The sequence below is a fragment of the Klebsiella sp. D5A genome (assembly GCF_001620885.1).
GTDB classification, from domain to species: domain Bacteria; phylum Pseudomonadota; class Gammaproteobacteria; order Enterobacterales; family Enterobacteriaceae; genus Klebsiella; species Klebsiella variicola.
Genome location: NZ_LOAR01000012.1, coordinates 36,722 through 59,729, shown reverse-complemented (window position 1 = coordinate 59,729; position 23,008 = coordinate 36,722). Strand labels below are relative to the sequence as shown.

Below are 23,008 nucleotides of genomic sequence, written 5' to 3'. Positions count from 1 at the left end.
GGGGGGAGTGACATGCTTCCCGCGGGCCGCAGAGCGGGGCTGCACGGGGACGTTGTCAGCAGGGAGATAACTCCCCCTACTGATTTTGGTAGGGGGAGGGACGGGCCGGAAAAGCGTCAGGCGCCGGTTTTTTGCGCTGCCGCCGGTGCGGGGTCGTTGGCGGCTGGCTTGCTCTGCGCGGAAGGGGCCGCCGCCGGGCGCGTGGCGGGCAGGGCATCGCAGGGTTTCTCTTGCGGGCAGATCAGATCCAGCATCTTCAGGGTGACACCGTTGGTCCAGCCAAAGCCATCCTGTAGCGGATATTCGCCACCGCCGCCGCCGGTCCCGGTCGAGCTTACGTCATACTTCTCCACCAGCTTTTGCTTGCTGTCATAGGTATGCTGAACGTTGCTCAGGAAGCGCCAGCTGACCTCCATGGCGATCTTTTGTTGGCCGTAGTTTTGCAGGCCCTCGACCGCCACCCACTGCAGCGGCGCCCAGCCGTTCGGGGCGTCCCACTGCTGACCGCTGTTGACGGTGGTGGTGGTCAGCCCACCGGGTTTGAGCAGCCGCGACTCAGCGGCGGCGGCCACTTTCGTCGCCCGCTCGCGTGACGCCGCATTGACGTACAGCGGGAACAGCGCCGCCGCGGTCAGCTGATTGCGCACCTTGTGGGTTTTCAGATCGTAATCGGCGTACCATCCCTCTTTATCATTCCACAGATATTTCTCGATGGCCTGCTGGCGGGCATTAGCCAGCGCATCGTACTGCGTAGCGCCGGCGCTGTCCCCGGATGCCTTGCTGGCGCGGGCGAGGGTTTTCTCCAGATGGAACATCAGGGCATTGAGATCGACCGGGACAATCGAGGTGGTGCGAATGGTGGCGAGCTGCTGCGGATTATCCATCCAGCGGGAGCTGAAATCCCAGCCGGAGGCGGCGGCGGAGCGCAGGTCGCGATAGATCTCGGTTGCCGGACGATTCGGGTTGCTTTTGGCGGTTTTGACGTCGTCAAGCCAGGACTCGGGGCGCGGGGTGTCGTTATCGTCCCAGTAGCGGTTGAGCAGCGCGCCGTCCGCCATCCGCACCGCCCGTTTGTCAGCGCTGCCGGGGGCCAGCGCGTCCGCTCCGGCCATCCAGTAGCGATACTCCTTCTCCAGCTGCGGCTGGTAGGTTTTCAGTACCTGGTCGCCATCGTGCGTCGCCAGCAGGCTCACCATAAAGGAGAAGAAGGGGGGCTGCGAACGGCTGAGGTAATAGGTGCGGTTGCCGTTGGGGATATGGCCCCAGGTGTCAATTTCCGCGGCGAAGTTGGCGACCATATCTTCGACTTTATCCCAGTGACCGCTTTCGGCAAGACCCAGCATGGTGAAATAGCTGTCCCAGTAATAGACTTCGCGAAAGCGTCCTCCGGGGACCACGTAGGGCTTAGGCAGCGGCAGCAGCGAGTCCCATTTTTCCACCTCGACGGTGCTGCGGGTCAGGACCGGCCACAGGCCATCGATATGTTGACGCAGGGTTTGCCCTTTAGGCGGCACATAGGTGTCATTTTCTTTCGGCAGCGTGAAGTTCAGCTCGACGAAGTGGCGCAGGTCAAAGCTGGCCTGGTTTTTCTGCATCCGGTAATCGGCAAGGATCATCAGCGGATCGCTGTTAGGGATCGCGTCGGCGAAGGTTTTTTGATCGGCAAAGAGCTTCGCGCTCTGGACATCATTGAACAACGGGCCCAGCAGAATATCCGGCGAGGGGGGCGGCGCGGTTTTGCCGTCTTCCGCCTGGACATTCAGGCTCATCAGGGCGAGCAGGGCGCCGCCGATCGCCAGGCGCAGGGTACAGGGCAAAGCAGCGGGACGATGTGCATCAGTACTCGTCATGGGGAGTTCTCCTTATCATTATCGACTGCGGGCCACGACGTTTGGCCATCCAGAAACCTTAGACGAATATCTGCCGCTGCGCGTGTCAGGGGTAACATTTTGCGCGAAAACAGAGGATTTACCTGCCAGGTTTTCTGATATAACCACCGGCAAAGCGGTTTGGTTTACAGGCAAGCCAACGCGCCCGGGAGCCAGTCATGAATCGACGTCAATTTCTGCTGTTTAGCGCCGCTGCGCTGTCTGCGGTGCTGGGCGCGGCGGCCACTGCTCCGGCGCTGACGCTGCCGCTGTGGCCGGATCAACCGCCGGGGGGAGGCGGGCCGGGGGGCGAGGCTCGGTTATCCGCCCGCGGCGCGCTGAGCCATATCCCTCGTCCTGTGCTGACGGTCTGGCAACCCGCCCGGGCCACTGGCCACGGAGTGCTGGTGGCGGCCGGCGGCGGATACCAGCGGATCGAGATGGGCAGTGAGGCCTGGCCTGCGGCGCACTGGCTGACGGCGCACGGCTATACCGCCTATGTCCTGAGCTACCGCTTGCCGGGGGAGGGCTGGCAGGCCGGTGCGCTGGCGCCGCTGCAGGATGCGCAGCGGGCCCTGCGGCTGATCCGCGCCCGGGAATCGCAGGTCAGCGTGCTCGGTTTTTCGGCGGGGGGACATCTGCTGGGGATGGCCGCCTGTCGGCCGGCGTTTACCAGCTACCCGCCGGAGGATGCGCTGGACCACCAGCCCGCCACCGCCGACGGCGCCGCGCTGATCTATCCGGTGATCACGCTCCTGCCGCCCTGGAGCCATACGGCGACCCATCGTCTGCTGGTGGGGCCGCAGGCGAGCGAGGCGGCCGACCGCGCCTGGTCGGTACAAACCTGGGTGACAACGGCCACACCGCCCTGTTTTCTGGTACAGGCGCAGGACGATCCGATTTCCGATCCGCACAATACGCTGTTGATGGCTAACGCCTGCCGCCAGCATCAGGTTCCTGTGCAGCTTTTCCGCTATACCCGCGGTGGCCATGGCTTTGGTATGGGGCGCCCGGGAACGCCGACGACCGCCTGGCCCACGGCCTATGCCGCCTGGCTGAAGGCGCTGGCGTCCACGATGGCGCAAAAATCGTAGCGCTGCCTCACGACGGTGCAACCGCAGCCGGGCGCGGGCGGCTGTTCTGGCGATTTTTTGCACAATCAGACGGCGGGTCAGAACAGATTTGCACAACGCCGCGGCGGTAGATGACCTGGCATAATTAATGCTTATCTCTTACCGGGATTACCACAAAGTGAGTACAACCGGAGGGGATAGCCATGATTAAAATTACGCTACCTGACGGGCATTATTATGACGAGATGCTGACCGCGCAGGGTGAACAGCGGCCGCACTATAATGCCTGGTGGCAATGGTTTCGCAACACCGATCAATTCTCTATCCGGCAGAAAAAAGCGCAAGCGGAACTGCTTTTTCACCGTATCGGCATCACCTTTAACGTGTACGGCGAGGATGAGGGAACCGAGCGGCTGATCCCGTTTGATAGCGTGCCGCGGATCATACCCGCCGGGGAGTGGCAGCGCATTGACCGCGGCATTCGCCAGCGGGTGAAAGCGCTCAACGCCTTCCTCTATGACATCTATCATGAGCAGAATATTCTGCGCGCGGGGCTGATCCCGGCCGAGCAGGTGCTGGCCAACGAGCAGTATCAGCCATGCATGCAGGGCATCAACCTGCCAAACAACACCTATGCCCATATCACCGGCGTCGATATGGTGCGCAATAACGACGGTCAATACTACGTGCTGGAGGATAACCTGCGTACGCCGTCCGGCGTCTCCTACATGCTCGAAAACCGTAAGATGATGATGCGCCTCTATCCGGAGATGTTCGAGCAGCATCACATTGCGCCAGTGGAGCGTTACCCGAGCTACCTCCTGCAGACCCTGCGCGAAAGCTCGCTGGTGGATGACCCTTGCGTCGTGGTGATGACCCCGGGGCGCTTCAACAGCGCCTACTTTGAGCACAGCTTCCTGGCGCAGCAGATGGGGGTCGAGCTGGTGGAGAGCGCCGACCTGTTCATTAAGAACGGCGCGGTGTATATGCGGACCACCGAGGGGCCGCGGCGAGTGGATGTGATTTATCGCCGCATCGACGACGCCTGGCTCGACCCGCTGGCCTTCCGCGCCGATTCCATGCTCGGCGTACCGGGGCTGCTGTCAGTCTATCGCGCCGGCGGCGTGGTGCTGGCCAACGCTATCGGCACCGGCGTCGCCGACGACAAATCAATCTACCCGTACGTTCCGGAGATGATCCGCTTTTACCTCGGCGAACAGCCGATCCTCAGCAATATCCCCACCTGGCAGTGCCGGAAAGCAGAGGACCTGCGCTATGTGCTGAGTAACCTTGAGCTGATGGTGGTCAAGGAGGTCCATGGCGCCGGGGGTTACGGCATGCTGGTTGGCCCGCGTTCGACTAAAGAGGAGCGAGAGGCCTTCCGCCAGCGCCTGCTGGCCAATCCGGCCAACTATATCGCCCAGGACACCCTCGCGCTGTCGACCTGCCCCACCTTCGTTGATGAAGGTCTGTCGCCGCGACATATCGATTTACGGCCCTACGTGCTGTCCGGGCAGGAGATGCGGCTGGTGCCCGGCGGCCTGACCCGCGTGGCGCTGACCGAAGGGTCGCTGGTGGTCAATTCGTCGCAGGGCGGCGGAACCAAGGATACCTGGGTGATGGAGGATGACGCATCATGCTAAGTCGTACGGCGAGTGAATTGTTCTGGATGGCCCGCTATCTCGAGCGGGCGGAAAGCTACGCCCGGGTACTGGACGTGACCTGGAAATTATCGATGATCCCCCGGCACAGCCAGCAGTCGCGGGATCTGGCGCTGCCGCTGAATTTGTCGATGACCCACGAGCTGTTTCAGGCGCGCCATGCCCGCTTTACCATGAGCAACCTGCTCAACTTTTTTGCCCTCGATGGCAACAACCCCTGCAGTATTTACAGCTGCGTGGAGATGGCGTGGAACAATGCGCACGCGGTGCGCGGCAGTCTGTCGGCCGAGGTGTGGGAGAGCATCAACGCCACCCGAATCGAGCTGCGAACCCTGCGCCAGCAGGGGCTGGGCGAACTCGGCAGCGACGGCTTTTTCGAGTGGGTGAAAGAGCGGGTGCATCTGTTTCGCGGGGCGGTGATTGGCACGCTGCTGCGCAACGACGCGCTGAGCTTTATCGGTATCGGCACGCTGATAGAGCGCGCCTTCGCCACCACCCAGCTGCTGCTGATTAAGGATCAACAACTGACCAACGACCCGGATCCGGTGCGGGAATACTATCGACTGGATACCTTGCTCAATGCGGTCAGCGCCCGCGAAGCCTACAACAGCCTCTATCGCCAGCCAGTCAGTCGCGAAACGGTGATGGAGCTGCTGATCCTGCGTAACGATATTCCGCGTTCGCTGCGCGCCAGCATTGCCGATCTGGTCGGCGAGCTGGAGAAGATCGCCAACGATCGCTCCTATCAACCGCTGCGCCTGGCCCATCAGCTCAACGTTGACCTGCGCTTCAGCACCCGCGACGACCTGGCGCAGGCGGACCTGCAGACAACCCTTAACGGCCTGCTGGCGAGAATTAACGCGCTGTCCGACAGCATCAGACAAACCTATCTGGAGGCCTTATGAAACTGGTCATCGATCATCTCACCCGCTATGGCTACGATGAAGAAGTGAAGTTTTCCACCCAGTATCTGCGCCTGACGCCGCGCAGTACCGGCCGGCAGACCATCACCGCCTGGACGCTGACCCTGCCGGACGGGGCGGCGGTGACCACTACCGACGGCTGGGGCAATGTGCTGCATGTGCTGACGCTGGATAACCCGCACAAGGAGATCACTATCCGCGCCAGCGGGATTGTCGATATCGCCGATGAAGGGGAGGAGACGCGTGATGAAGAGGCCGAGCTGCTGTCGCCGCTGGTTTTTCTGCGCTGTACGCCGCTAACCCGCGCCGATACGGCGATCCGTGAGTTTGCCCAGCGCCTCTATCGTCCCGATGCGGCGGAAGAAAGTCTGAATCAACTGATGGCGGATCTGCTGTTAAGAATGCCATACTCCCCCGGCGCGACCCAGGTGCAGGACTCCGCCGCCGACGCCTTCGCCCGCGCGAAGGGAGTGTGCCAGGATCATACCCATGTTTTTCTGGCCTGCTGCCGCGCACTGGAGATCCCGGCGCGCTACGTCAGCGGCTATGTTTACAGCGATAACGCTCAGCATGTGGCGATGCACGCCTGGGCTGAAGTCTGGCTCGACGGCCGCTGGCTGTCGTTTGATATCACCAATAATACCCGTCGCCTGAATCAGCATTTGCGGCTGGCGACCGGGCTGGATTATCTCGACGCCTGCCCGGTACGGGGCACCCGGCTGGGCGGCGGCGGGGAGATTATGTTAACCAACGCTGAAGTGCGCGAACACAGCCAGCAGGCGCAGCAGCAATAATACGGGAAAAACCGCAATGACCTACTGTGTGGCCATGTGCCTGGCGGATGGACTGGTGTTTGCTTCCGACTCCCGCACCAACGCGGGCGTCGACCATATTGCCACTTTTAAAAAGCTGCACGTTTTCCATCAGGAGGGGGAACGGGTACTGGTGCTGCAATCCGCTGGCAACCTGGCCACCACCCAGAGCGTGATAAGCCTGCTCAGCGCGCGCATCCGTACCCAGCAGGAGCCGAATCTGATGCAGGTCACCTCCCTCTACGACGCCGCGATGCTGATCGGTAAAACGCTGCTGGAGGTGATCCAGCGCGACAGCAGCAACCAGCAGAACTGCAGTAACACCAACTTCAACTGCAACCTGCTGCTTGGCGGCCAGATCGCCGGCGAAACCCATCGTCTGTTCCATATTTATCCGGAGGGCAACTTTATTGAAGCCACCCGCGACACACCTTATTTCCAGATCGGCGAAAGCAAGTACGGCAAGCCGATCATCGATCGGGTGCTGACCATCGATACGCCGCTGGAGCAGGCGATGTGCTGCGCGTTGATCTCCATTGACTCGACGCTGCGCAGTAATCTGTCCGTCGGCCTGCCGCTGGATACGCTGCTCTACCGCAGCGGCAGCCTGAGCAGTGCCGGGCAGCATCGCATCACCGACAGCGATCCTTACTTCAACCGCATCCGCAAGGCGTGGTCCGAAGGGCTGTTGCACACCTTCCAGACGCTGCCGACCTGGACCCCAGCGGAGCGGGAAGAGGAGTAGCCCTGGAACTCGAGCTCGCCCGGAGCCCGGCCACACGGATGATGACCGGCTCCCTTCGCCCTTAGCGCGTCTCCGCCAGCCGCTCGCCGCTGGCGGCATCAAACAGATGCAGGTTTTCGCGGCGGAGAGTCAGCCCCAGCGTCTGCTGCGCCGCGACCGCCACCCTGCCGGCAACCTGCACATGCACCGGAAAACCCTGCCAGTCGAGATGCAGCAGGGTGGATTCCCCCGTCACCTCCATGATGTTTACCGTTGCCGGCGCGCCATGCGCATCCGGCAGAATATCCTGCGGGCGCAGACCGACAATCAGCGGGGCATCGCCCTGCTGCGCCACGGCCTGATGCCAGCGTTCGGCCAGCGGAAACCACAGCGCGCCGCAGGCGACCCCGGGCTGGCCGTCGCGCACGGCGCGCTGACCGGGCAGGAGATTCATCGGCGGGGAGCCGATAAAGCGGGCGACGAAGGTATTGCAGGGCTGGTCGTAAATGGCCAGCGGCGCCCCCTGCTGGACGATCTGCCCGTCGCGCATCACCACAATCTGATCGGCCAGGGTCATCGCCTCCACCTGGTCATGGGTGACATAGATCATGGTGGTATTGATGCGCTGGTGAAGGGATTTGATCTCCGCGCGCAGCTCCATCCGCAGCTGGGCGTCAAGGTTCGACAGCGGCTCATCGAACAGGAAAACCTGGGGGTTTCTGACCATGGCCCGGCCCATCGCCACCCGCTGGCGCTGGCCGCCGGAGAGCGCTCGCGGATAGCGAGCCAGCAGTTTATCAATCCCCAGCAGGCTGGCGACCTGCTGCACTTTGCTTTTCTGTAACTGCTTATCCACCTTTTTGACCTGCATATGAAAGGCGAGATTTTCCGCCACCGTCAGGTGGGGGTAGAGCGCGTAGCTCTGAAAGACCATCGCCACATCGCGGTCGGCCGGATCCAGATCGTTGACCGGCCGCTTGTTCATCAGAATGGTGCCGCCGGAAAGCGTTTCGAGACCGGCCAGCAGGCGCAGCAGGGTCGACTTGCCGCAGCCGGAAGGGCCCACCAGTACGGTAAAGCTGCCATCGGGGATGGTGAGGTCCAGCGGCTGGAGCACCGTCTGTTTGCCGTAGCGCTTGGCGACATCGATCAGTTCAACACTGGCCATCGGTGGCCTCCTCAAGGTGATGTTGCAGGGTATGCCAGTCGGGATAGCGGCGCGGGGAGGTGCCGATCGCCTGCGCGGCGACGGTATTTCCCCAGCGCAGCGCGGCTGCCGCAGGTTTACCGCTCAGCAGCGCGGCAAGGAATCCTGCGTTAAAGCTGTCGCCAGCGCCGATGGTATCGATCACGGTGACTGGCCGGGTCGGCGCATGGTGATGGCCGTCGGTCGTCCAGCAGTCCGCGCCGTCGGCGCCGCGCTTTACCACGCACCCGCCGCGGCCGCTGAGCCGTGCCGCCAGGGCTGCGGCGGCTTCGGCGAGGGTCGGGTGGCCGGCCAGCTGCAGGGTTTCAACGTCGTTGAGCAACAGCCAGTCGCAGTCGCCCAGCCAGCGGTCGACCTCATGACGCAGCGGGTCGCTCCAGCCCTGAGGCGGCCAGCCGGTATCGACGGCAAGGGTAAAACCGCGCTGGCGGAGCGTGGCGAGCAGCTGCGGATAGTCGGATAGCAGCCCGGTACAGAGAAAGGTACCGCAGAGCAACACGATATCGCCCTCGCCAGCGGCGGCCGGCAGCTGGCTCAACACATCCCCGGCGGTCAGGCGGGTAATATGTCCGTGGTTGCTGAGGAAGGAGCGCTCTTTGTTGGGATGGGTGATCGCCACCGTCAGCGAAGTTTCACAGGGATACTGCGGCCAGCGTGCGCTGCCGCCGGGAAACTGTGCCGCCAGCCACGGAGTAAACGCGTCGTCGCCCTGGCAGCCGACCGCGCAGTGCGGAAGCTGCATGGCGGCGGCGGCCAGCGCGCAGTTGCCGGCAGAGCCGCCGGGCCGCAGCGCGCTGTGCTCGAGCATCATCTCAGTCCCCTGAGCAGGCCAGTGGGTCAGGGTTCCCATCACTAAGTCAATATTGTAATTGCCCACGATATAGAGCACAGGTGTCCTGGTGTTATCCATAGTTATCCTTTACTTCCCCCGTTAGTGAGGCCGCTGACCAGCGTTTTTTGCAGCCAGATAGCAATCAACAGCGGAGGGACTGAGGCCAGTATGCCGACCGCCGCCACCAGCCCGTCATCGGTGGCGCGGCCGGCGGTGAAGCCGGCGATGGTCACCGGCAGCGTTTGGGCGGCGAGGTTGCTGGTGAACAGTAGCGCATAGAAAAACTCGTCCCACGCCAGCAGCCAGCCGAACAGCGCGGCGGCGCCAAGCATCGGTTTCGCCAGCGGTAGAGTGATGCGCAGCAGGACCTGCCAGATGCGCAGACCGTCAAGCCGGGCCGCCTGTTCGATATCCTGCGGCAGGGTATCGAACTGGTTTTTGACCATCCACGTCAGAAACGGCACGATCAGCGAGCAGTAGACCAGCACCAGCCCGCTGCGGGTGTTGAGCAGGCCAAAGTGTTCAAGAATAAAATAGAGCGGCAGCACAAAGGCCACGGGCGGCACCATATAGATGCCGAGGCCGGCGTACAGCCAGCCGTCGCGGCCGGGATAACGCGAAAAGCTGAAGGCGGCGGGGATCGCCAGCAACAACGACACCAGCGTCGCCCCGGCGGCCACCAGCAGGCTGTTGCCCAGCGCGGGAAGAAACAGCGCCCCGGGTTCGCCAGGGGCCAGCGACAGCAGATGGCCATAGCGGCTGAAGTCCCACTGCCGCGGGAGCCACTCCAGCGGGACGCGGGTGAGGTCCGCGGTGGTGCTGACGCTCATCAAAAACAGCCACAGCATCGGGGCGAGGATCGAGATCGCCACCGCCAGCGCCGCCAGGTAACGCAGTACGATGTACCCTTTACGCTTCATCATCAACACTCCGGCGCCGCTGACGCAGCAGCAAAAACAGATACAGGGCTATCAGCACGGCGCACATCAGGCTCATCAGCATGGCGTAGGCCGCGCCGCTGCCGGCGCGCAGGTAGCTGAAGGACTCCTGATAGACAAAAAAGCTCAACGTTTTGGTACTGTCGAGCGGGCCGCCGCGGGTCATAACATAGATAATGTCGAACACTTTGAAGGCATCGATGGTGCGTAGCACCAGCGCGACGCCAAGGGGACCCACAATGGCCGGAAAGGTAATGGCGCGAAAACGCCGCCAGGCCGAGGCGCCGTCGAGCCGCGCCGCCTCGTACAGATCGTCGGGAACAGACTGCAGGGCGGCCAGCACCAGCAGGGTGACCAGCGGGTAGTTTTTCCAGATATCCGCCAGCATCACCGTGTGCAGCGCAGAATCCGGCGAGCCCAGCCAGCTGCGATAGCTGTCAATCAGCCCCAGCTGGCTGAGCAGAGCATTAACGCTGCCGTAGTCGGGATTAAAGTTAAGCCGCCACATCATGGCGTTGACGATAGTCGGCAACGCCCACGGCAGGATCACCAGCACCCGCAGGACATTTCGCCCGACAAAACGCTGATTCAACAACAGTGCCACCAGTACGCCGATCGCCCCCTCAATCGCCACCGAGACCACGGTGAAATAGAGCGTTCGCGCGAAGGCCGCGCGAAAGTCCGGGTCGGTCAGGGCATAAAGATAATTATCCAGCCAGACGTAGTGGGTCACCTCGCCGCTTCCCGCCAGCGCGGTATCGGTAAAACTCAGCCACAGTGTGCGCGCCAGCGGCCATGCGGTGAGGATAAACATCGCGATAAGCATGGGCGCTAACAGCACCCATGCCTGACGATGCTCGCGTCGTTGCAGACTCAGCATCATGCCTCCTTAACGCAGACGGGCCGCGCTGGTGTCGACCGCCTTGAGGGCGACGTCGGGCGTGGCTTTACCCTGCAGTACCGACTGAAGCTGCTGTTGCAGGGTGTTTGACAGGCGCGAGTAATCTGCCGTTTCGGGACGAGAGAGCATCACGTTCAACGACTTGTCGGCGGCGGCGATCAGGCTCTCCTGGCCTTTGGCAACGGCAGGATCCTGGTACGAGGCTTTCCACACCGGCAAGCTCAGTTTGGCATACTTGTCCTGTACCGGCTGGGAGGTCAGATAGTGAATATACTGCCAGGCCTCTTCCGGATGCTGACTGGCTTTGGCGATGCCCAGCCCCATAGAACCGTTGACGGCGCCGGGTTTATCCAGGGTATCGCCTGGGGCGGGGACAATGCCAACATCACCTGCGACTTTACTCTGTTTCGGATCGTTGGCCATGTTGTACATATAGGTCCAGTTGAGCGCAAAGGCGGCGTCGCCATTGGAGAAAGCCTTACGCACATCCTCCTCAAGATATTCACGTGATGCCGGGTTGCTCAGCCCCTGATCGAGCGAGGTTTTCATCAGCGTGACCGCTTTCAGCGAGGCGGGCGTCGAAAAATCGAGCTTACCGTTCTGGTAGAAGCTCCCGCCGAAGCCGGAGACGAGGGTGGTGTAATCGCAGACCAGCGCTTCCGCTTGCGACCAGCTCCAGACCAGAGGATATTTAACAATCCCTTTGTCCTTAAGCACTTTGGCGTCGTCCATTACCTGCTGCCAGCTGGCAGGCGGCGTTTTGATCCCCGCTTTGTCCAGCATGGCTTTGTTGTAATACAGATATTTGGTGTCGAGGATCCACGGCATGCCGAGGGTTTTGCCTTGATACACCACGGTATTCATCGCCCCGGGGAAAATCTTCTCGCGCTCGTCGGCGGCAATCCGTGAGGAGACATCCTGCAGCAGATCGAAGCGGCTAAACTCCGCCGGCCAGATCGCGTCGAACAGCACCACGTCGTAGCCGTTACCCCCTGCGCCGCGGGCGGCGACGATCTTGTCGTGCAGCGCTTCATAGGGGACGAATTCGAGATTGACCTTCACGTCAGGGTGTTGCTTTTCGAAGTCACTGGTCATCGCGCGAATGTCGTTTTCGCTATAGGCCGCCTGGGTCATGAACAGGGCATTAATCTGGGTCGCTGCGCTGACGCTCCCGCTGATAACGAGCATCGCCAGCAGACAGGCGTTGACCCGTAGTGCGCTGTGGTATTTCATCTTTGCTCTCCGCTGTGCTGTACTGAAAGGGGTTATGATTTATTAAATCAATTTGATTGATTTAATCAGGGCGACAATATCGGCGACATCTCCCGAGGGGCCCCAGCACTAAGCGTAGCAAAGGGTATGCCATCGCGAAGACCCGCCTGCGCGGGTCGTTGTCAGATCTGTGATGCCGGCTAAAATTTCACCAGTCCAGCCTGGAAGGGAAACGATGAAAACATCAGGTACAAACCTTGAACATGCCCGGGTGCATAACCGCCGGGTGATCATTGAGGCGGTGCGTTTACATGGCGAGCTGACCCGCGCCGAGCTGGCGCGGCTGACCGCGCTGACCCCGCAGACCGTGTCGAATATTGTGGCGGAGCTGGAGCAGATGGATCTCCTGACCAGCCACCAACCGCGGCGCGCCAGCGGCCGTGGACAGCCAGCGGTGCCGGTGAGCCTCAATCCCGCCAGCGCCTGGTCAATTGGCATCCATCTTGATCATCAGACGCTGATTGTGGTGCTGGTGGATCTGGCCGGCGAGGTCCATTTTCGCCGACTCATTCTGGTGCAAAAGCCCCAGCCTGGTGCGACCTTTGCCCGCCTCGCTGAGGTGCTGAATGAGATCCGTGCGCTGCCGACGCTGGACTGGTCGCGGGTGCTGGGGATGGGGGTCGTGATGCCGGGGCCCTTTGGCGTGGAAGGGATCTCGTCGACGGGGCCCACGACGCTCAACGGCTGGGAAGGGGTCGATGTAGCGGCGGAGCTCGGGCGACTCAGCGGCCTGCCGGTGACTCTCGAAAACGACGCCACGGTGGCCGCCATTGGCGAACGCTTTCACGGCGTGGCGCGGCAGCTCAACTCTTTTGTCTATCTCTATATTGGCACCGGTCTGGGCGCCGGTATTTTTACCGATGGTCATGTGTATACCGGCCATGCCCATAACGCCGGTGAGGTCGGGCATATTGTGGTCGCGCCGAACGGTCGCCCTTGCTATTGCGGGAATGAGGGATGCCTTGAGCGCTATGTTTCGCTGCAGGCGGCCTATGAGTTTTGCGGCCTCGACCCCTATCGCGCGCTGCCGGAAGATCTGCTGTCGGTGGACGCTGCGCTTTTCGACCAGTGGATCACCAGCATCCTGGCGCCGTTGCGTCAGGCGATCAATTTGCTGGAGTGCGTCTTCGATGCCGAGACGGTGGTGGTGGGCGGTATGATGCCCGCCCCCTTGCTGGAGAAAGTGCTGGCGCGGCTGCCGCCGCTGTATCAGTCTGTGCGCGGGCGTTACCTGCCGGCGCAGCGTGTCAAAATGGGGATGACCGGCACCGATACCGCCGCGCTGGGCGCCGCTGCGCTGCCAATCTTTGATGAATTTAATCCGCAGTTTCAGGTGTTGATGAAAGCGGTGAATACAAACGCGCTTTTTGGCAAAGCTAAGTAAATTAAATACTTTGTTATTTAACGTGTTATCTCACATCTTCGGAGGGAATGAGGCAACACGGCAAGGTATCGGAAGTGACGGAAAAGAAGACGGCTGTCTATGTGGATGATCAACAGCGCATCCTGATCCGCCAGCTGGCGCGCAGCTGGCTGTGGCGCAGCGAGCTGCCGACATGGCTGCTGATTGTGACGGTTTACGGCGGCTGGTTTGCCTGCGTGGCGGGCTGGCAGACGCTGGGTTTGATGCCGGCCACGCTGCTGCTGATCTGGTTTACCACCTGGTATATGTCCTTACAGCACGAGCTTATCCATGGGCATCCCACCCGGCTGGCATGGTTTAACCAGCTGTTGGGGACGCTGCCGCTGGCGGTCTGGTATCCCTATGGCATCTACCGCGACAGCCACCTGGCGCACCATCGCAACCATCTGCTGACGCACCCCGAGGACGACCCCGAATCGTACTATGTGACGGCGGAAAGCTGGCAGCGCTTCTCAGCCTGGCAGCGCCGTCTTATCCACCTGCGCAACACCTTCTGGGGGCGTCTGCTGCTGGCGCCGCTGATGGATATTATTCACACCCTGAACCGCGCGCTGCGGGCTTTCCGCGAGGGCGACCGCCGCGCTATCGCCATGTGGAGTCTGCATCTGTTGCTGCTGACGGGCCTGCTGACCTGGATGGCGGCGCAGGGTTTTTCCCCACTGTGGTTTGTGCTGGCGGTGAGCTACCCGGCGCTGGCCCTGACCAAAGTGCGCTCTTTTCTCGAACACCGCGCCGCGGATGACCCGCTGGCCCGCTCGGTGATCAACGAGGCCGGGCTCCCCTGGCGGGTGCTGTTCCTCAATCTCAACTACCATGCGGTGCATCATGACCTGCCAGGGGTCCCCTGGTACGCTTTACGTCAGCTGTATCTGCATCGCCAGACGGCTTATCTGCAGCGTAATCAGGGGTTCCTGGTGCGTGGGTACGGCGAGTGGCGACGCCATTTTGGCCGCCGGGCGGTGGCGGTGAACGCCCATCCGGGCTTTGGCGAGCAGGCGCAAGCGGGAGGAGAACATGGCTGAACGCATGACCTTTCCGATGTATGCCATCCACCGTCAACAGACCCAGGCCCTGTGGCAGGCGGTGCAGTCGCTGCTGGCCGAACGCGGCGTGACCGTGACGGGAGATCCTCCGACGGCTGACCCCGAGGATCTGCTGGACCACTGGCGCCAGCCGACGCTGTTGCTGAGCCAGACCTGCGGCTACCCGCTGGTGACCCAGCTGCCGGAGGTGCAGACGGTGGGCTGTTTCCACTACGCCGCGCCCGGTTGTGAAGGGCGCCGCTACCGCAGCCTGTTGGTGGCCCGCGAAGCGGATAGTCATCGGATGCTGGGGGACTTTTTTGGCCGTCGGGCCGCGTGCAATGCCGAGCACTCGCAGTCCGGCTACAACGTGCTGCGTAAAATGGTCGCGCCGCTCTCCCGGGAGGGGCGATTTTTTTCGGCGGTGGTGTTCAGCGGCAGCCATCGGCAGTCGCTGCGCGAGCTGCAGCAGGAAAACGCCGATATCGCCGCCATCGACTGCGTGACCTACGCGCTGCTGCAGCGCCATCAGCCGCAGGTCCTGGCAGGCCTGGTGGCGATCGGCTGGAGCCCGGCCGCGCCAGGGCTGCCGCTGATCACCGCCGGCGCCACTCCGGCGGCGACGCTGAATAGCCTGCGCGAGGCGCTCCAGCAGTTAGTGAGCGATGCGCGCTATCGTCCCCTGTGCGATGCCTTGCTGATCTGCGGCTATAGCGATATGCCGCGGGAGGCCTATGCGCCGCTGCTGGCGTGGCGGGATGAGGCCGCGGCGCTGGGAGTCAGCCAGCTATAGGTAAAATGCCCCGGCCAGCGGTCTGTGCCGGGGCGGGCCACGTCGGGCTACGGCGCGGTGAAGCGGTTTTCCACCGCGGGCAGACCGAGCTTTTCACGCAGGGTGCCGGGCGGGTAGCGATCGCGCATGACGCCGTTACGCTGCAGAATCGGCACCACCTGGTCAACAAAGCGGTCAAAGTCTCCCGGCAGCAGCGGGAACATCAGGTTGAACCCATCGGCGGCGCCCGCCTGCCAGGTCTCCGTTAAGGCGGCGGCAATCTCCTCGGCGCTGCCCAGCAGCAGCCAGCTATCGGAACTCTGTAATAACAATTTCCCCAACTCCAGCAGGGTGAGCCGCGGATCGTACTGGCGGATAAGCTTCAGCGCCGTGCGGATGCCATCAAAGCTCTCTTCATCGGGGAGCGGCGGCAGGGGTTGGTCCCGTGGCAGGGTGCTGAGATCCATCCGAAGATAAGAGGAGAGCAGGTCGATAGCCATCTGGTCGCTCATCAGCTGCTCGTTAAGCTGCTGGCGGGCCGCCTTTTCCTCGCTGGAGTTCACCACCACCGGCAGGACCCCGGCGATAATTTTGAAATGGGCCGGATCGCGCCCGTGCTGGCGCAGCCGCTGGTTCATCTCTTCGCGATAGGCCAGCCCTTCGGCGATCGAGTGAATAAACACGAAGTGCATATCAGACCAGGCGGCGGCCAGCGCTTTTCCCGCCTCTGAAGAGCCGGCCTGCACCAGCAGCGGATGGCCCTGCGGCGGGCGAGGGACGTTGAGCGGGCCGCGCACGCGAAAGTACTCGCCCTGATAGTCGAGGTGATGCACCTTGCCGGCATCGGCGAATAATCCGTGCGCTTTATCGAAGATCGCCGCGCCATCTTCCCAGGAATCCCACAGGCGAGTGACCACGTCGATGAATTCACTGGCCCGCTGGTAGCGGGTGCCGTGGCGGGGAAGCTGCTCCAGACCGAAGTTTGCCGCCTCTTCTTCCAGCCACGACGTCACCACATTCCAGCTGGCCCGGCCATTGCTGAGGAAATCCAACGAGGCAAAGTAGCGCGCCAGGTTATAGGGTTCGTTATAGGAGGTCGACGCGGTGGCCATCAGGCCGATATGCTCCGTCACCGCGGCGAGGGAGGAGAGCAGCGTCAGGGGTTCAAGCCGGGCGTTGGCATAGTGGGTCAGGCCGCTGGGCACCGTATCCCACACCGCGATATGGTCGGCGACAAAGATAGCGTCGAGGGTCGCCGCTTCGGCCTTGCGCGCCAGACTGGCGTAATAGTTGAGGGTAAATATTTCCGCTTCTGGTGCGTCAGGGTGACGCCAGGAGAAACGGTAATCCCCCTGCGGGTTATAAAAGAACAGGTTCAGGATCATGTGTCGGGTAGACATAGCGTGGACTCGCGGCTGAACGCCATCCGTGGCGGGGTGACGGTCAGTGTTGGGTGAGGTTGGCATTAACCCATTGCTCGGCGACGGCTGCCGGATCTTTATGCTGGAGATCCACCTGCTGGTTGAGGGCAATCAGCGTGGCATTGTCCAGCTTGCCGGAAACCTCATTGAGCACGGCGCTGATCTCCGGCGTCAGACTGGCTTTGCGCACCAGCGGCACCACGTTCTGACTCGGTTGTTCATGTTTATCATCCTCGAGGACCACCCATTTCTCCTTCGCCAGGTTGCCCTGGGTGGAGACGACCGTCGCGACGTCGATTTTGCCCGAATTGAGCGCCAGCCGGGTCAGCGGCCCGCCCATGTCCAGCGATTTCACCGCTTTGAACTCAAGTCCATAGACGCGCTTCAGCCCCGGCAGGCCCAGGGCGCGTACCGCCAGCTCCGGTGGTCCGCCGATCACCAACTGCGGGGCGACGGGCTTCAGGTCGGAGAGGGTGCGCAGATGGTATTTCTCCGCGGTCTCGGCACGTACCGCCCAGGCGGTGATCGAGGTGGCCGGGGCCGGGTTCAACAGGGTGAAATCGGCGGGCAGGGCCTGGGCCAGCTCAGCGCTAACGGCCTGCTGGCTGGTGGCCTCGGTCTTGCCGTTATAGAAATTGAGCAGGGCGCCAAGATATTCCGGAACGATATCGATCTCACCGCTCTGCAGCGCCGGAATAATAATTTCCCGGTTGCCAAGGTTGAGACGGGTGTTGGCCTCGATATGATTTTTCTTTAACGCGCTGGCGTAGATGTTGGCGAGAATGGAGCTTTCGGTAAAATTGGCCCCGCCCACCGTGACGCTGGCGGCAAAGGTGCTAACGCTCAGGCTGAAGAGCCCGGCGGCCAGCAGCGAGAGACGAAATCGACGGGCGGTGACGGCCTTGCCAAATAATTGCTTCATAATACCTCTTTTATTTTCAGGTTAATCAGCCCCAGGCGCTGGGGTCATGTCAGTTTCACGCTAATAAGGCGCGGCAATACGGCGATGAACCAGGCGGCCGGCGCAGCGGGCGAAAAGCAGTTCACCGCCTATCGCCAGCAGGGAAACCACCAGCGAGCCGCCGATCACCTGCGGGATATCCCGCTGCCCGAGGCCGTCAATCAGAAATCGTCCCAGCCCACCCAGACCGGCATAGGCCGCGACCACCGCCGTGGCGATAAGCTGAACCAGCGCCGTGCGCACCCCGGCGAGGATCAGCGGCGCCGCCAGCGGGATCCGCACCTGCCACAGGCTTTGCCAGGGGGTCATGCCCAGCGCGATGGCCGCATCGCACAGCGGGCGGTCGGCGTGATAAATCCCCACCCAGGTGTTAGTGAGGATGGGCGGAATCGAGAGCGCGATAAGCGCCGCCAGCACCGGGATATCGTTAAAGCCAAAAACGATGATGCATAATAAAATCAGCCCTAACGACGGAATGGCGCGGCCGAGATTAAACAGGTTGATCACCACAAAGGCCCCTTTGCGCCAGTAGCCCAGCGCGATGCCGAGCGGCAGGGCAATGGCGCAGGCCACGGCCATACTGACCAGCACGTAATAAAGGTGTTGGCCGAGGCGCAGCAAGATGCCCTCGTCGCCCAGCCAGTGCTCCGGTTGGGTTAGCCAGTGAAAGGTGGCGAGAAGCAGAGTCATCATTCGGTCCACGGCGTTAGCCAGTCGCCAAGACGGGCAATCAGCCCGTCAAAGACCAGCGACAGGAGCAGGCTCAGGACCAGGCTAACGACTATCGGCGTCAGAAAGTCCTGATTAAAACCCGCCAGCAGTAGCTGCCCCAGCCCGCCCTGGCCGATCAGCGCAGTGACGGTGACCAGGCCGACCAGCGTCACCGAGGCAATGCGCAGCCCGGCAAACAGAGAGGGCAGTAGCAGCCACAGCTCGATATCGAAGAAGCGGAACCCGCGGGTATAGCCGAGCGCCCGCGCGGACTCCAGCGCCGCCTGCGGCAGCTTCTCCATGCCGGCCAGCACGTTGCGCAGCAGGATCAGCAGCGAGTACAGCGTCAGGCCAATCAGCGAGGTGGTCAGCGACAGCCCGGTAAACGGCAGCAATAAAATAAACAGCGCCAGCGAGGGAATGGTAAAGAGCACACCGCACAGGGTGATGAGCGGCTGCGCCGTCGCGGGCCAGCGTAAGGTCACCGCTAACAGGCCGCCGGTGAGCAGGGAGCCGAACAGCAGGGCCAGCAGGACCATCCGCGCATGCTGCCAGAGCAGATCGCCGATCATCGCGTGGTTATCGATAACCCAGCTCCAGTCAATCATGAGATCGCACCCCCACCGCGCCGTCGAGCACCTGCTGCAGCAGGGTGTGGGATACCGCCCCCTGGTATTGGCCTTCGTCATCCACATGCACCAGCACGCCGGTCGCCACGTCGAGCAGCGCGCTGTAGGCAAAACGCAGGCTGTGGCTGCTGGCGAGTGGGCGCTCCACCGGCAGGGTGAGGCCCCGCTGCGGATCGAACCAGTGCAGCGGGCGTCGCTGGCGGTCAAGCACCAGACGCAGCGGGCTGGCCAGCGGTGGATGGGTACTGGCGATCGGCGTCAGCGCTTCGTCGAGCAGGGGGACATCGTGACGCGGCAGCTGGCCGACCTGTATCATGCCCAGCCGCTTCAGATTGGGCTCCGGGCCGATAAAGCGGCGCACGAACTCGCTCGCCGGGTGGGCCAGAATACGGTCGGGTGTATCAAACTGCGCCAGCACGCCGCCTTCCTGGAAAATGGCGATTTTATCGCCGAGACGGATCGCTTCATTGATATCGTGGGTCACTAATACAATGGTTTTCTGCAGCCGCTGCTGCAGGAGCAAGAGCTCATCCTGGAGGCGTTCGCGGACCACCGGGTCGATGGCGGCGAAGGGCTCATCCATCAGTAAAATGGGCGGATCGGCGGCGATAGCGCGGGCGATGGCCACACGCCCCTGCTGGCCGCCGGAGAGCTGATGCGGATAGCGATGCAGCAGATGACTATCGAGCGACATCAGCGCCACCAGTTCGTCAATCCGCGCGCGGATCCGCGCTTTGCTCCAGCCCGCCAGCCGCGGCACGGTCGCGATATTTTGCGCCACGGTACGATGGGGAAAGAGCGCAGCGCTTTGCATCACGAAGCCGATCTGGCGGCGGATCTGGATAATATCAGCGTCAGCGAGGCGGACCCCCTGAATATAGACGTCGCCGCTGTCGGGAATATCCAGCTGGTTAATCATCCGCAGGATAGTCGTTTTTCCGCAGCCGCTCGGGCCGACGAAGGTGCAGAATTCGCCATGATCAATATCCAGACTGAGGTCGCGAATGGCCGGCTGGGCGCTGCCTGGATAGGTTTTAAAAAGATGCGCTAATTTTATCATGGCGGAATTTAACACTCTGAATAATAAAGTCCTGACCCGGATAAAGTGGCGCCGGGATCCTGGCTCAAACTACAGAGCGCCTGCGGGGAGGGCAAATACGTTATTTGCATTTGCATAGTGAAAAGCTGGTTAATCAGTTGCTATGGAAGAGAGGCCTGGCCGTTGTTTTATGGATTTGTGATCGGCAACACAAATGACTCTCCATTGGCCGCCGTAAAAGATAAATTACCAGGGTTGATTTTAATCAAAGTATGACCGCCTGCGATATGGCGGAAAAAACAGCGCTGCCTATCGCAACCCAAAAGAAAAATTGTGAATTTAATGTTTCTATCGTGTAAATAATGACCGCGCATTTTGCCCAACCGCCGGGGATAAAATGTGATGCCCGACCGGCTTGTCGTTAAATAACGGCGTTTATTACGTCTGCTTTTTATTGTTTACAGCATTAATTTAATTTTCGGCTTTCTTCTCACCCTGATAACGCGGGTCGAATAACGTACAAAAGGCGTATTTTTTATCGCCATTTCGCTGTCGATGTTATCGCCATCAATTATTTTTATCCCCGCATTCGGCCACGGCAAAAGGCGCGCAAATAGCGTTTATGATGCTTGTAATATGTTGATTTTAATTTACTTATTCTGACTCGTGGCTCCTGCTTATCCGCCGCGGCGGAGCCTTTGTGAGAGCTCTCACATAACCCGGTGATCGCGATTTGTTACACTTTCCGCCGTCAACAAAGGAATGAAAGTGAGACGCGATGAATACTTTTTCTCTGCCTAAAACACAGCATCTGGTGGTTTTCCAGGAAGTGATCCGCAGTGGGTCAATCGGGGCCGGAGCAAAAGCGTTAGGACTCACTCAGCCGGCGGTCAGTAAAATCATTGGTGACATGGAAAGTTATTTTGGCAGCGAATTAATCGTCCGGCGAAATACCGGCGTCTCGCTCACCGAGGCCGGGCAGGTATTTCTCAACTGGTCAGAAGCGATCACCCGTGAAATGAAAAATATGGTCAATGAAATGAATGCTCTGACCAACAGCGCGGTGGTGGATGTCTCCTTTGGTTTCCCTTCGCTGGTCGGGTTTACCTTTATGTCGGAGATGGTGCATCAGTTTAAAATGACCTTCCCGAAGGCGCGGGTATCGATGTATGAAGCGCAGCTCTCCGCTTTTTTACCGGCGATCCGCGACGGGCGTCTCGACTTCGCCATCGGGACGCTGAGCGATGAGATGAAACTGCAGGACCTGCACGTCGAGCCGCTGTTTGAGTCTGAGTTTGTGCTGGTGGCGAACCGGGCGCGGATCGGCAACGGCACCGTCCGTCTGGCCTCGCTCCAGCATGAGCAGTGGGTGCTGCCGGAGACCAATATGGGCTATTACAGCGAACTGCTGGCCACCCTGCAGCGCAGCGGCATCCGCCGCGAAAATATCGTCAATACCGATTCGGTGGTGACGATCTATAACCTGGTACTCAATGCCGATTTTCTGACGGTGATCCCCTGCGACATGACCACGCCGTTCGGCTCGAGCCAGTTTGTCACCATCCCCATTAAAGAGGCCTTGCCGGTGGCGCGCTATGCGGCGGTATGGTCGAAGAATTACCGGCTTAAAACCGCGGCGGCGTCGCTGGTGGAGATGGCGAAACAGTACTCTTCGGGGCAGGGAAACCGCCACTGGCAGCCAATAGAAATTGCCTGACTGATATTGATTAAATAACCCAACACACGTCCTCGCTGTTATCAGCAGGATGACGCCCGGTCATTGACTTTATATTAAGATACAGAGGCCATCATGCATATTACCTACGATCTTCCGGTATCCATTGACGATATTCTCGAGGCGAAGCAACGCCTGGCGGGAAAAATATATAAAACGGGCATGCCCCGCTCGAATTATTTTAGCGAACGCTGCCAGGGGGAAATATTCCTTAAATTCGAAAATATGCAGCGCACGGGATCATTTAAAATTCGCGGCGCGTTTAATAAGCTCTGCGGTTTAACCGCGGCGGAAAAACGCAAAGGGGTGGTGGCCTGTTCGGCGGGCAACCATGCGCAGGGGGTCTCGCTCTCCTGCGCCATGCTCGGCATTGACGGGAAAGTGGTGATGCCGAAAGGGGCGCCGAAATCGAAAGTCGCCGCCACCTGCGATTATTCGGCAGAGGTAGTCCTGCATGGCGATAACTTTAACGATACCCTCGCCAAAGCCAGCGATATTGTTGAACTTGAGGGCCGTATTTTTATTCCCCCCTATGACGACCCGCAGGTTATTGCCGGGCAGGGCACCATCGGTCTCGAAATATTAGAAGATCTGTATGACGTGGATAATGTCATCGTGCCGATTGGCGGCGGTGGTTTAATTGCCGGCATCGCGATTGCGATTAAATCCATTAACCCGACGATCCGTATTATCGGCGTTCAGTCGGAGAATGTTCACGGCATGGCCGCCTCCTGGTACGCCGGGGAGATCACCAGCCATCGCCACGCCGGCACTTTAGCCGATGGCTGCGATGTCGCCCGGCCAGGGAAACTGACTTATGAAATCGCCCGCCAGCTGGTGGATGACATCGTCCTGGTCAGTGAGGACGACATTCGCCAGAGCATGGTCGCCTTAATTCAGCGCAATAAAGTGATCACCGAAGGGGCCGGGGCGTTGGCCTGCGCCGCGTTATTAAGCGGCAAATTAGACAGCTATATCCAGAACCGCAAAACGGTCAGCCTGATTTCCGGGGGCAATATCGATCTCTCGCGGGTATCGCAAATTACGGGTTTTGTTGACGCTTAATTCAATACATAAGTGAGGA

The 23,008-nt window shown here is 60.9% G+C and carries 22 protein-coding genes; 10 read left to right on the top strand and 12 right to left on the bottom strand.

Going from position 1 to position 23,008, the window contains the following annotated elements; genetic code table 11:
* Positions 1-116: 116 nt before the first annotated feature.
* Positions 117-1,850 (bottom strand): alpha,alpha-trehalase, encoded by a 1,734-nt coding sequence (locus AS136_RS17845; protein WP_008804317.1) that lies wholly within the window; start codon positions 1,848-1,850, stop codon positions 117-119.
* Positions 1,851-2,047: 197 nt separating this feature from the next.
* On the opposite strand from AS136_RS17845, the gene AS136_RS17840 reads away from it, so the two are divergent.
* The 5 genes from AS136_RS17840 (at position 2,048) to AS136_RS17820 (ending at position 7,082) form a co-directional block, all read left to right on the top strand.
* Positions 2,048-2,962, top strand: coding sequence for an alpha/beta hydrolase (locus tag AS136_RS17840; RefSeq protein WP_023322876.1), 915 nt, complete (start codon positions 2,048-2,050; stop codon positions 2,960-2,962).
* Positions 2,963-3,144: 182 nt separating this feature from the next.
* Positions 3,145-4,584: a circularly permuted type 2 ATP-grasp protein gene (locus AS136_RS17835; protein ID WP_004180417.1), complete on the top strand. Its 1,440-nt coding sequence runs from the start codon at positions 3,145-3,147 to the stop codon at positions 4,582-4,584.
* Positions 4,578-5,507, top strand: a complete 930-nt coding sequence (locus tag AS136_RS17830) for an alpha-E domain-containing protein (RefSeq protein WP_002910835.1) — start codon at positions 4,578-4,580, stop codon at positions 5,505-5,507. Before AS136_RS17835 ends, AS136_RS17830 begins: the two co-directional genes overlap by 7 nt.
* Complete coding sequence (locus AS136_RS17825) at positions 5,504-6,319, top strand: transglutaminase family protein (RefSeq protein WP_008804319.1); 816 nt, start codon at positions 5,504-5,506, stop codon at positions 6,317-6,319. Before AS136_RS17830 ends, AS136_RS17825 begins: the two co-directional genes overlap by 4 nt.
* A gap of 16 nt (positions 6,320-6,335) precedes the next feature.
* Positions 6,336-7,082, top strand: a complete 747-nt coding sequence (locus AS136_RS17820; protein WP_008804320.1) for a proteasome-type protease — start codon at positions 6,336-6,338, stop codon at positions 7,080-7,082.
* 61 nt (positions 7,083-7,143) lie between these two features.
* On the opposite strand, the gene AS136_RS17815 is transcribed toward AS136_RS17820, so the two are convergent.
* The 5 genes from AS136_RS17815 to AS136_RS17795 are packed head-to-tail and all read right to left on the bottom strand — an operon-like array spanning position 7,144 to position 12,172.
* Positions 7,144-8,229, bottom strand: a complete 1,086-nt coding sequence (locus tag AS136_RS17815) for an ABC transporter ATP-binding protein (RefSeq protein WP_008804321.1) — start codon at positions 8,227-8,229, stop codon at positions 7,144-7,146.
* Positions 8,216-9,178 (bottom strand): carbohydrate kinase family protein, encoded by a 963-nt coding sequence (locus AS136_RS17810; protein WP_012541288.1) that lies wholly within the window; start codon positions 9,176-9,178, stop codon positions 8,216-8,218. Before AS136_RS17810 ends, AS136_RS17815 begins: the two co-directional genes overlap by 14 nt.
* A gap of 2 nt (positions 9,179-9,180) precedes the next feature.
* Positions 9,181-10,020, bottom strand: coding sequence for a carbohydrate ABC transporter permease (locus AS136_RS17805; protein ID WP_032738925.1), 840 nt, complete (start codon positions 10,018-10,020; stop codon positions 9,181-9,183).
* On the bottom strand, positions 10,010-10,918 hold the full coding sequence (locus tag AS136_RS17800; protein WP_023322875.1) for a carbohydrate ABC transporter permease: 909 nt from the start codon (positions 10,916-10,918) through the stop codon (positions 10,010-10,012). Before AS136_RS17800 ends, AS136_RS17805 begins: the two co-directional genes overlap by 11 nt.
* 9 nt (positions 10,919-10,927) lie before the next feature.
* Positions 10,928-12,172 carry an extracellular solute-binding protein gene (locus tag AS136_RS17795; RefSeq protein ID WP_023322874.1) on the bottom strand — a complete coding sequence of 415 codons (1,245 nt, stop codon included), beginning with the start codon at positions 12,170-12,172 and terminating at the stop codon, positions 10,928-10,930.
* A gap of 214 nt (positions 12,173-12,386) precedes the next feature.
* Here AS136_RS17795 and AS136_RS17790 point away from each other — a divergent pair, with 214 nt between their 5' ends.
* From AS136_RS17790 to AS136_RS17780, 3 genes are all read left to right on the top strand, one after another.
* Positions 12,387-13,595: an ROK family transcriptional regulator gene (locus tag AS136_RS17790; RefSeq protein WP_008804326.1), complete on the top strand. Its 1,209-nt coding sequence runs from the start codon at positions 12,387-12,389 to the stop codon at positions 13,593-13,595.
* Between the two features lie 74 nt (positions 13,596-13,669).
* Positions 13,670-14,656: a fatty acid desaturase gene (locus AS136_RS17785; protein ID WP_008804327.1), complete on the top strand. Its 987-nt coding sequence runs from the start codon at positions 13,670-13,672 to the stop codon at positions 14,654-14,656.
* Positions 14,649-15,449 (top strand): phosphate/phosphite/phosphonate ABC transporter substrate-binding protein, encoded by an 801-nt coding sequence (locus AS136_RS17780; RefSeq protein WP_023322873.1) that lies wholly within the window; start codon positions 14,649-14,651, stop codon positions 15,447-15,449. Before AS136_RS17785 ends, AS136_RS17780 begins: the two co-directional genes overlap by 8 nt.
* A 47-nt stretch (positions 15,450-15,496) precedes the next feature.
* Here the strand turns inward: AS136_RS17780 and AS136_RS17775 are convergent, their stop codons facing one another.
* The 6 genes from AS136_RS17775 to AS136_RS28765 all read right to left on the bottom strand — a co-directional run bounded on the left by AS136_RS17775 (position 15,497) and on the right by AS136_RS28765 (position 20,791).
* Positions 15,497-16,813 (bottom strand): NtaA/DmoA family FMN-dependent monooxygenase, encoded by a 1,317-nt coding sequence (locus AS136_RS17775; protein WP_224285883.1) that lies wholly within the window; start codon positions 16,811-16,813, stop codon positions 15,497-15,499.
* Between the two features lie 58 nt (positions 16,814-16,871).
* Complete coding sequence (locus AS136_RS17770) at positions 16,872-17,771, bottom strand: ABC transporter substrate-binding protein (RefSeq protein WP_012541295.1); 900 nt, start codon at positions 17,769-17,771, stop codon at positions 16,872-16,874.
* A 60-nt stretch (positions 17,772-17,831) separates the two neighbouring features.
* Positions 17,832-18,500, bottom strand: a complete 669-nt coding sequence (locus tag AS136_RS17765; protein ID WP_004203269.1) for an ABC transporter permease — start codon at positions 18,498-18,500, stop codon at positions 17,832-17,834.
* Entirely contained in the window at positions 18,500-19,129 is a 630-nt protein-coding gene (locus AS136_RS17760; RefSeq protein WP_023322871.1) for an ABC transporter permease, read from the bottom strand. Before AS136_RS17760 ends, AS136_RS17765 begins: the two co-directional genes overlap by 1 nt.
* Positions 19,122-20,210 carry an ATP-binding cassette domain-containing protein gene (locus AS136_RS17755; protein WP_023322870.1) on the bottom strand — a complete coding sequence of 363 codons (1,089 nt, stop codon included), beginning with the start codon at positions 20,208-20,210 and terminating at the stop codon, positions 19,122-19,124. Before AS136_RS17755 ends, AS136_RS17760 begins: the two co-directional genes overlap by 8 nt.
* 437 nt (positions 20,211-20,647) lie before the next feature.
* Complete coding sequence (locus AS136_RS28765; RefSeq protein WP_055323237.1) at positions 20,648-20,791, bottom strand: hypothetical protein; 144 nt, start codon at positions 20,789-20,791, stop codon at positions 20,648-20,650.
* A 176-nt stretch (positions 20,792-20,967) separates the two neighbouring features.
* Here AS136_RS28765 and tdcA point away from each other — a divergent pair, with 176 nt between their 5' ends.
* Both tdcA and tdcB read left to right on the top strand, forming a co-directional pair.
* Positions 20,968-21,906 carry a transcriptional regulator TdcA gene (gene tdcA, locus AS136_RS17750; RefSeq protein WP_008804334.1) on the top strand — a complete coding sequence of 313 codons (939 nt, stop codon included), beginning with the start codon at positions 20,968-20,970 and terminating at the stop codon, positions 21,904-21,906.
* Between the two features lie 93 nt (positions 21,907-21,999).
* Positions 22,000-22,989 carry a bifunctional threonine ammonia-lyase/L-serine ammonia-lyase TdcB gene (tdcB, locus tag AS136_RS17745; RefSeq protein ID WP_002910762.1) on the top strand — a complete coding sequence of 330 codons (990 nt, stop codon included), beginning with the start codon at positions 22,000-22,002 and terminating at the stop codon, positions 22,987-22,989.
* Positions 22,990-23,008 lie beyond the last annotated feature (19 nt).

Excerpts from the sequence above, each read along its gene's own strand:
- AS136_RS17845 (WP_008804317.1), bottom strand. The coding sequence starts at position 1,850 with ATGACGAGTACTGATGCACATCGTCCCGCTGCTTTGCCCTGTACCCTG.
- AS136_RS17840 (WP_023322876.1), top strand. The coding sequence starts at position 2,048 with ATGAATCGACGTCAATTTCTGCTGTTTAGCGCCGCTGCGCTGTCTGCG.
- AS136_RS17835 (WP_004180417.1), top strand. The coding sequence starts at position 3,145 with ATGATTAAAATTACGCTACCTGACGGGCATTATTATGACGAGATGCTG.
- AS136_RS17830 (WP_002910835.1), top strand. The coding sequence starts at position 4,578 with ATGCTAAGTCGTACGGCGAGTGAATTGTTCTGGATGGCCCGCTATCTC.
- AS136_RS17825 (WP_008804319.1), top strand. The coding sequence starts at position 5,504 with ATGAAACTGGTCATCGATCATCTCACCCGCTATGGCTACGATGAAGAA.
- AS136_RS17820 (WP_008804320.1), top strand. The coding sequence starts at position 6,336 with ATGACCTACTGTGTGGCCATGTGCCTGGCGGATGGACTGGTGTTTGCT.
- AS136_RS17815 (WP_008804321.1), bottom strand. The coding sequence starts at position 8,229 with ATGGCCAGTGTTGAACTGATCGATGTCGCCAAGCGCTACGGCAAACAG.
- AS136_RS17810 (WP_012541288.1), bottom strand. The coding sequence starts at position 9,178 with ATGGATAACACCAGGACACCTGTGCTCTATATCGTGGGCAATTACAAT.
- AS136_RS17805 (WP_032738925.1), bottom strand. The coding sequence starts at position 10,020 with ATGAAGCGTAAAGGGTACATCGTACTGCGTTACCTGGCGGCGCTGGCG.
- AS136_RS17800 (WP_023322875.1), bottom strand. The coding sequence starts at position 10,918 with ATGCTGAGTCTGCAACGACGCGAGCATCGTCAGGCATGGGTGCTGTTA.
- AS136_RS17795 (WP_023322874.1), bottom strand. The coding sequence starts at position 12,172 with ATGAAATACCACAGCGCACTACGGGTCAACGCCTGTCTGCTGGCGATG.
- AS136_RS17790 (WP_008804326.1), top strand. The coding sequence starts at position 12,387 with ATGAAAACATCAGGTACAAACCTTGAACATGCCCGGGTGCATAACCGC.
- AS136_RS17780 (WP_023322873.1), top strand. The coding sequence starts at position 14,649 with ATGGCTGAACGCATGACCTTTCCGATGTATGCCATCCACCGTCAACAG.
- AS136_RS17775 (WP_224285883.1), bottom strand. The coding sequence starts at position 16,813 with ATGATCCTGAACCTGTTCTTTTATAACCCGCAGGGGGATTACCGTTTC.
- AS136_RS17770 (WP_012541295.1), bottom strand. The coding sequence starts at position 17,771 with ATGAAGCAATTATTTGGCAAGGCCGTCACCGCCCGTCGATTTCGTCTC.
- AS136_RS17765 (WP_004203269.1), bottom strand. The coding sequence starts at position 18,500 with ATGACTCTGCTTCTCGCCACCTTTCACTGGCTAACCCAACCGGAGCAC.
- AS136_RS17760 (WP_023322871.1), bottom strand. The coding sequence starts at position 19,129 with ATGATTGACTGGAGCTGGGTTATCGATAACCACGCGATGATCGGCGAT.
- AS136_RS17755 (WP_023322870.1), bottom strand. The coding sequence starts at position 20,210 with ATGATAAAATTAGCGCATCTTTTTAAAACCTATCCAGGCAGCGCCCAG.
- tdcA (WP_008804334.1), top strand. The coding sequence starts at position 20,968 with ATGAATACTTTTTCTCTGCCTAAAACACAGCATCTGGTGGTTTTCCAG.
- tdcB (WP_002910762.1), top strand. The coding sequence starts at position 22,000 with ATGCATATTACCTACGATCTTCCGGTATCCATTGACGATATTCTCGAG.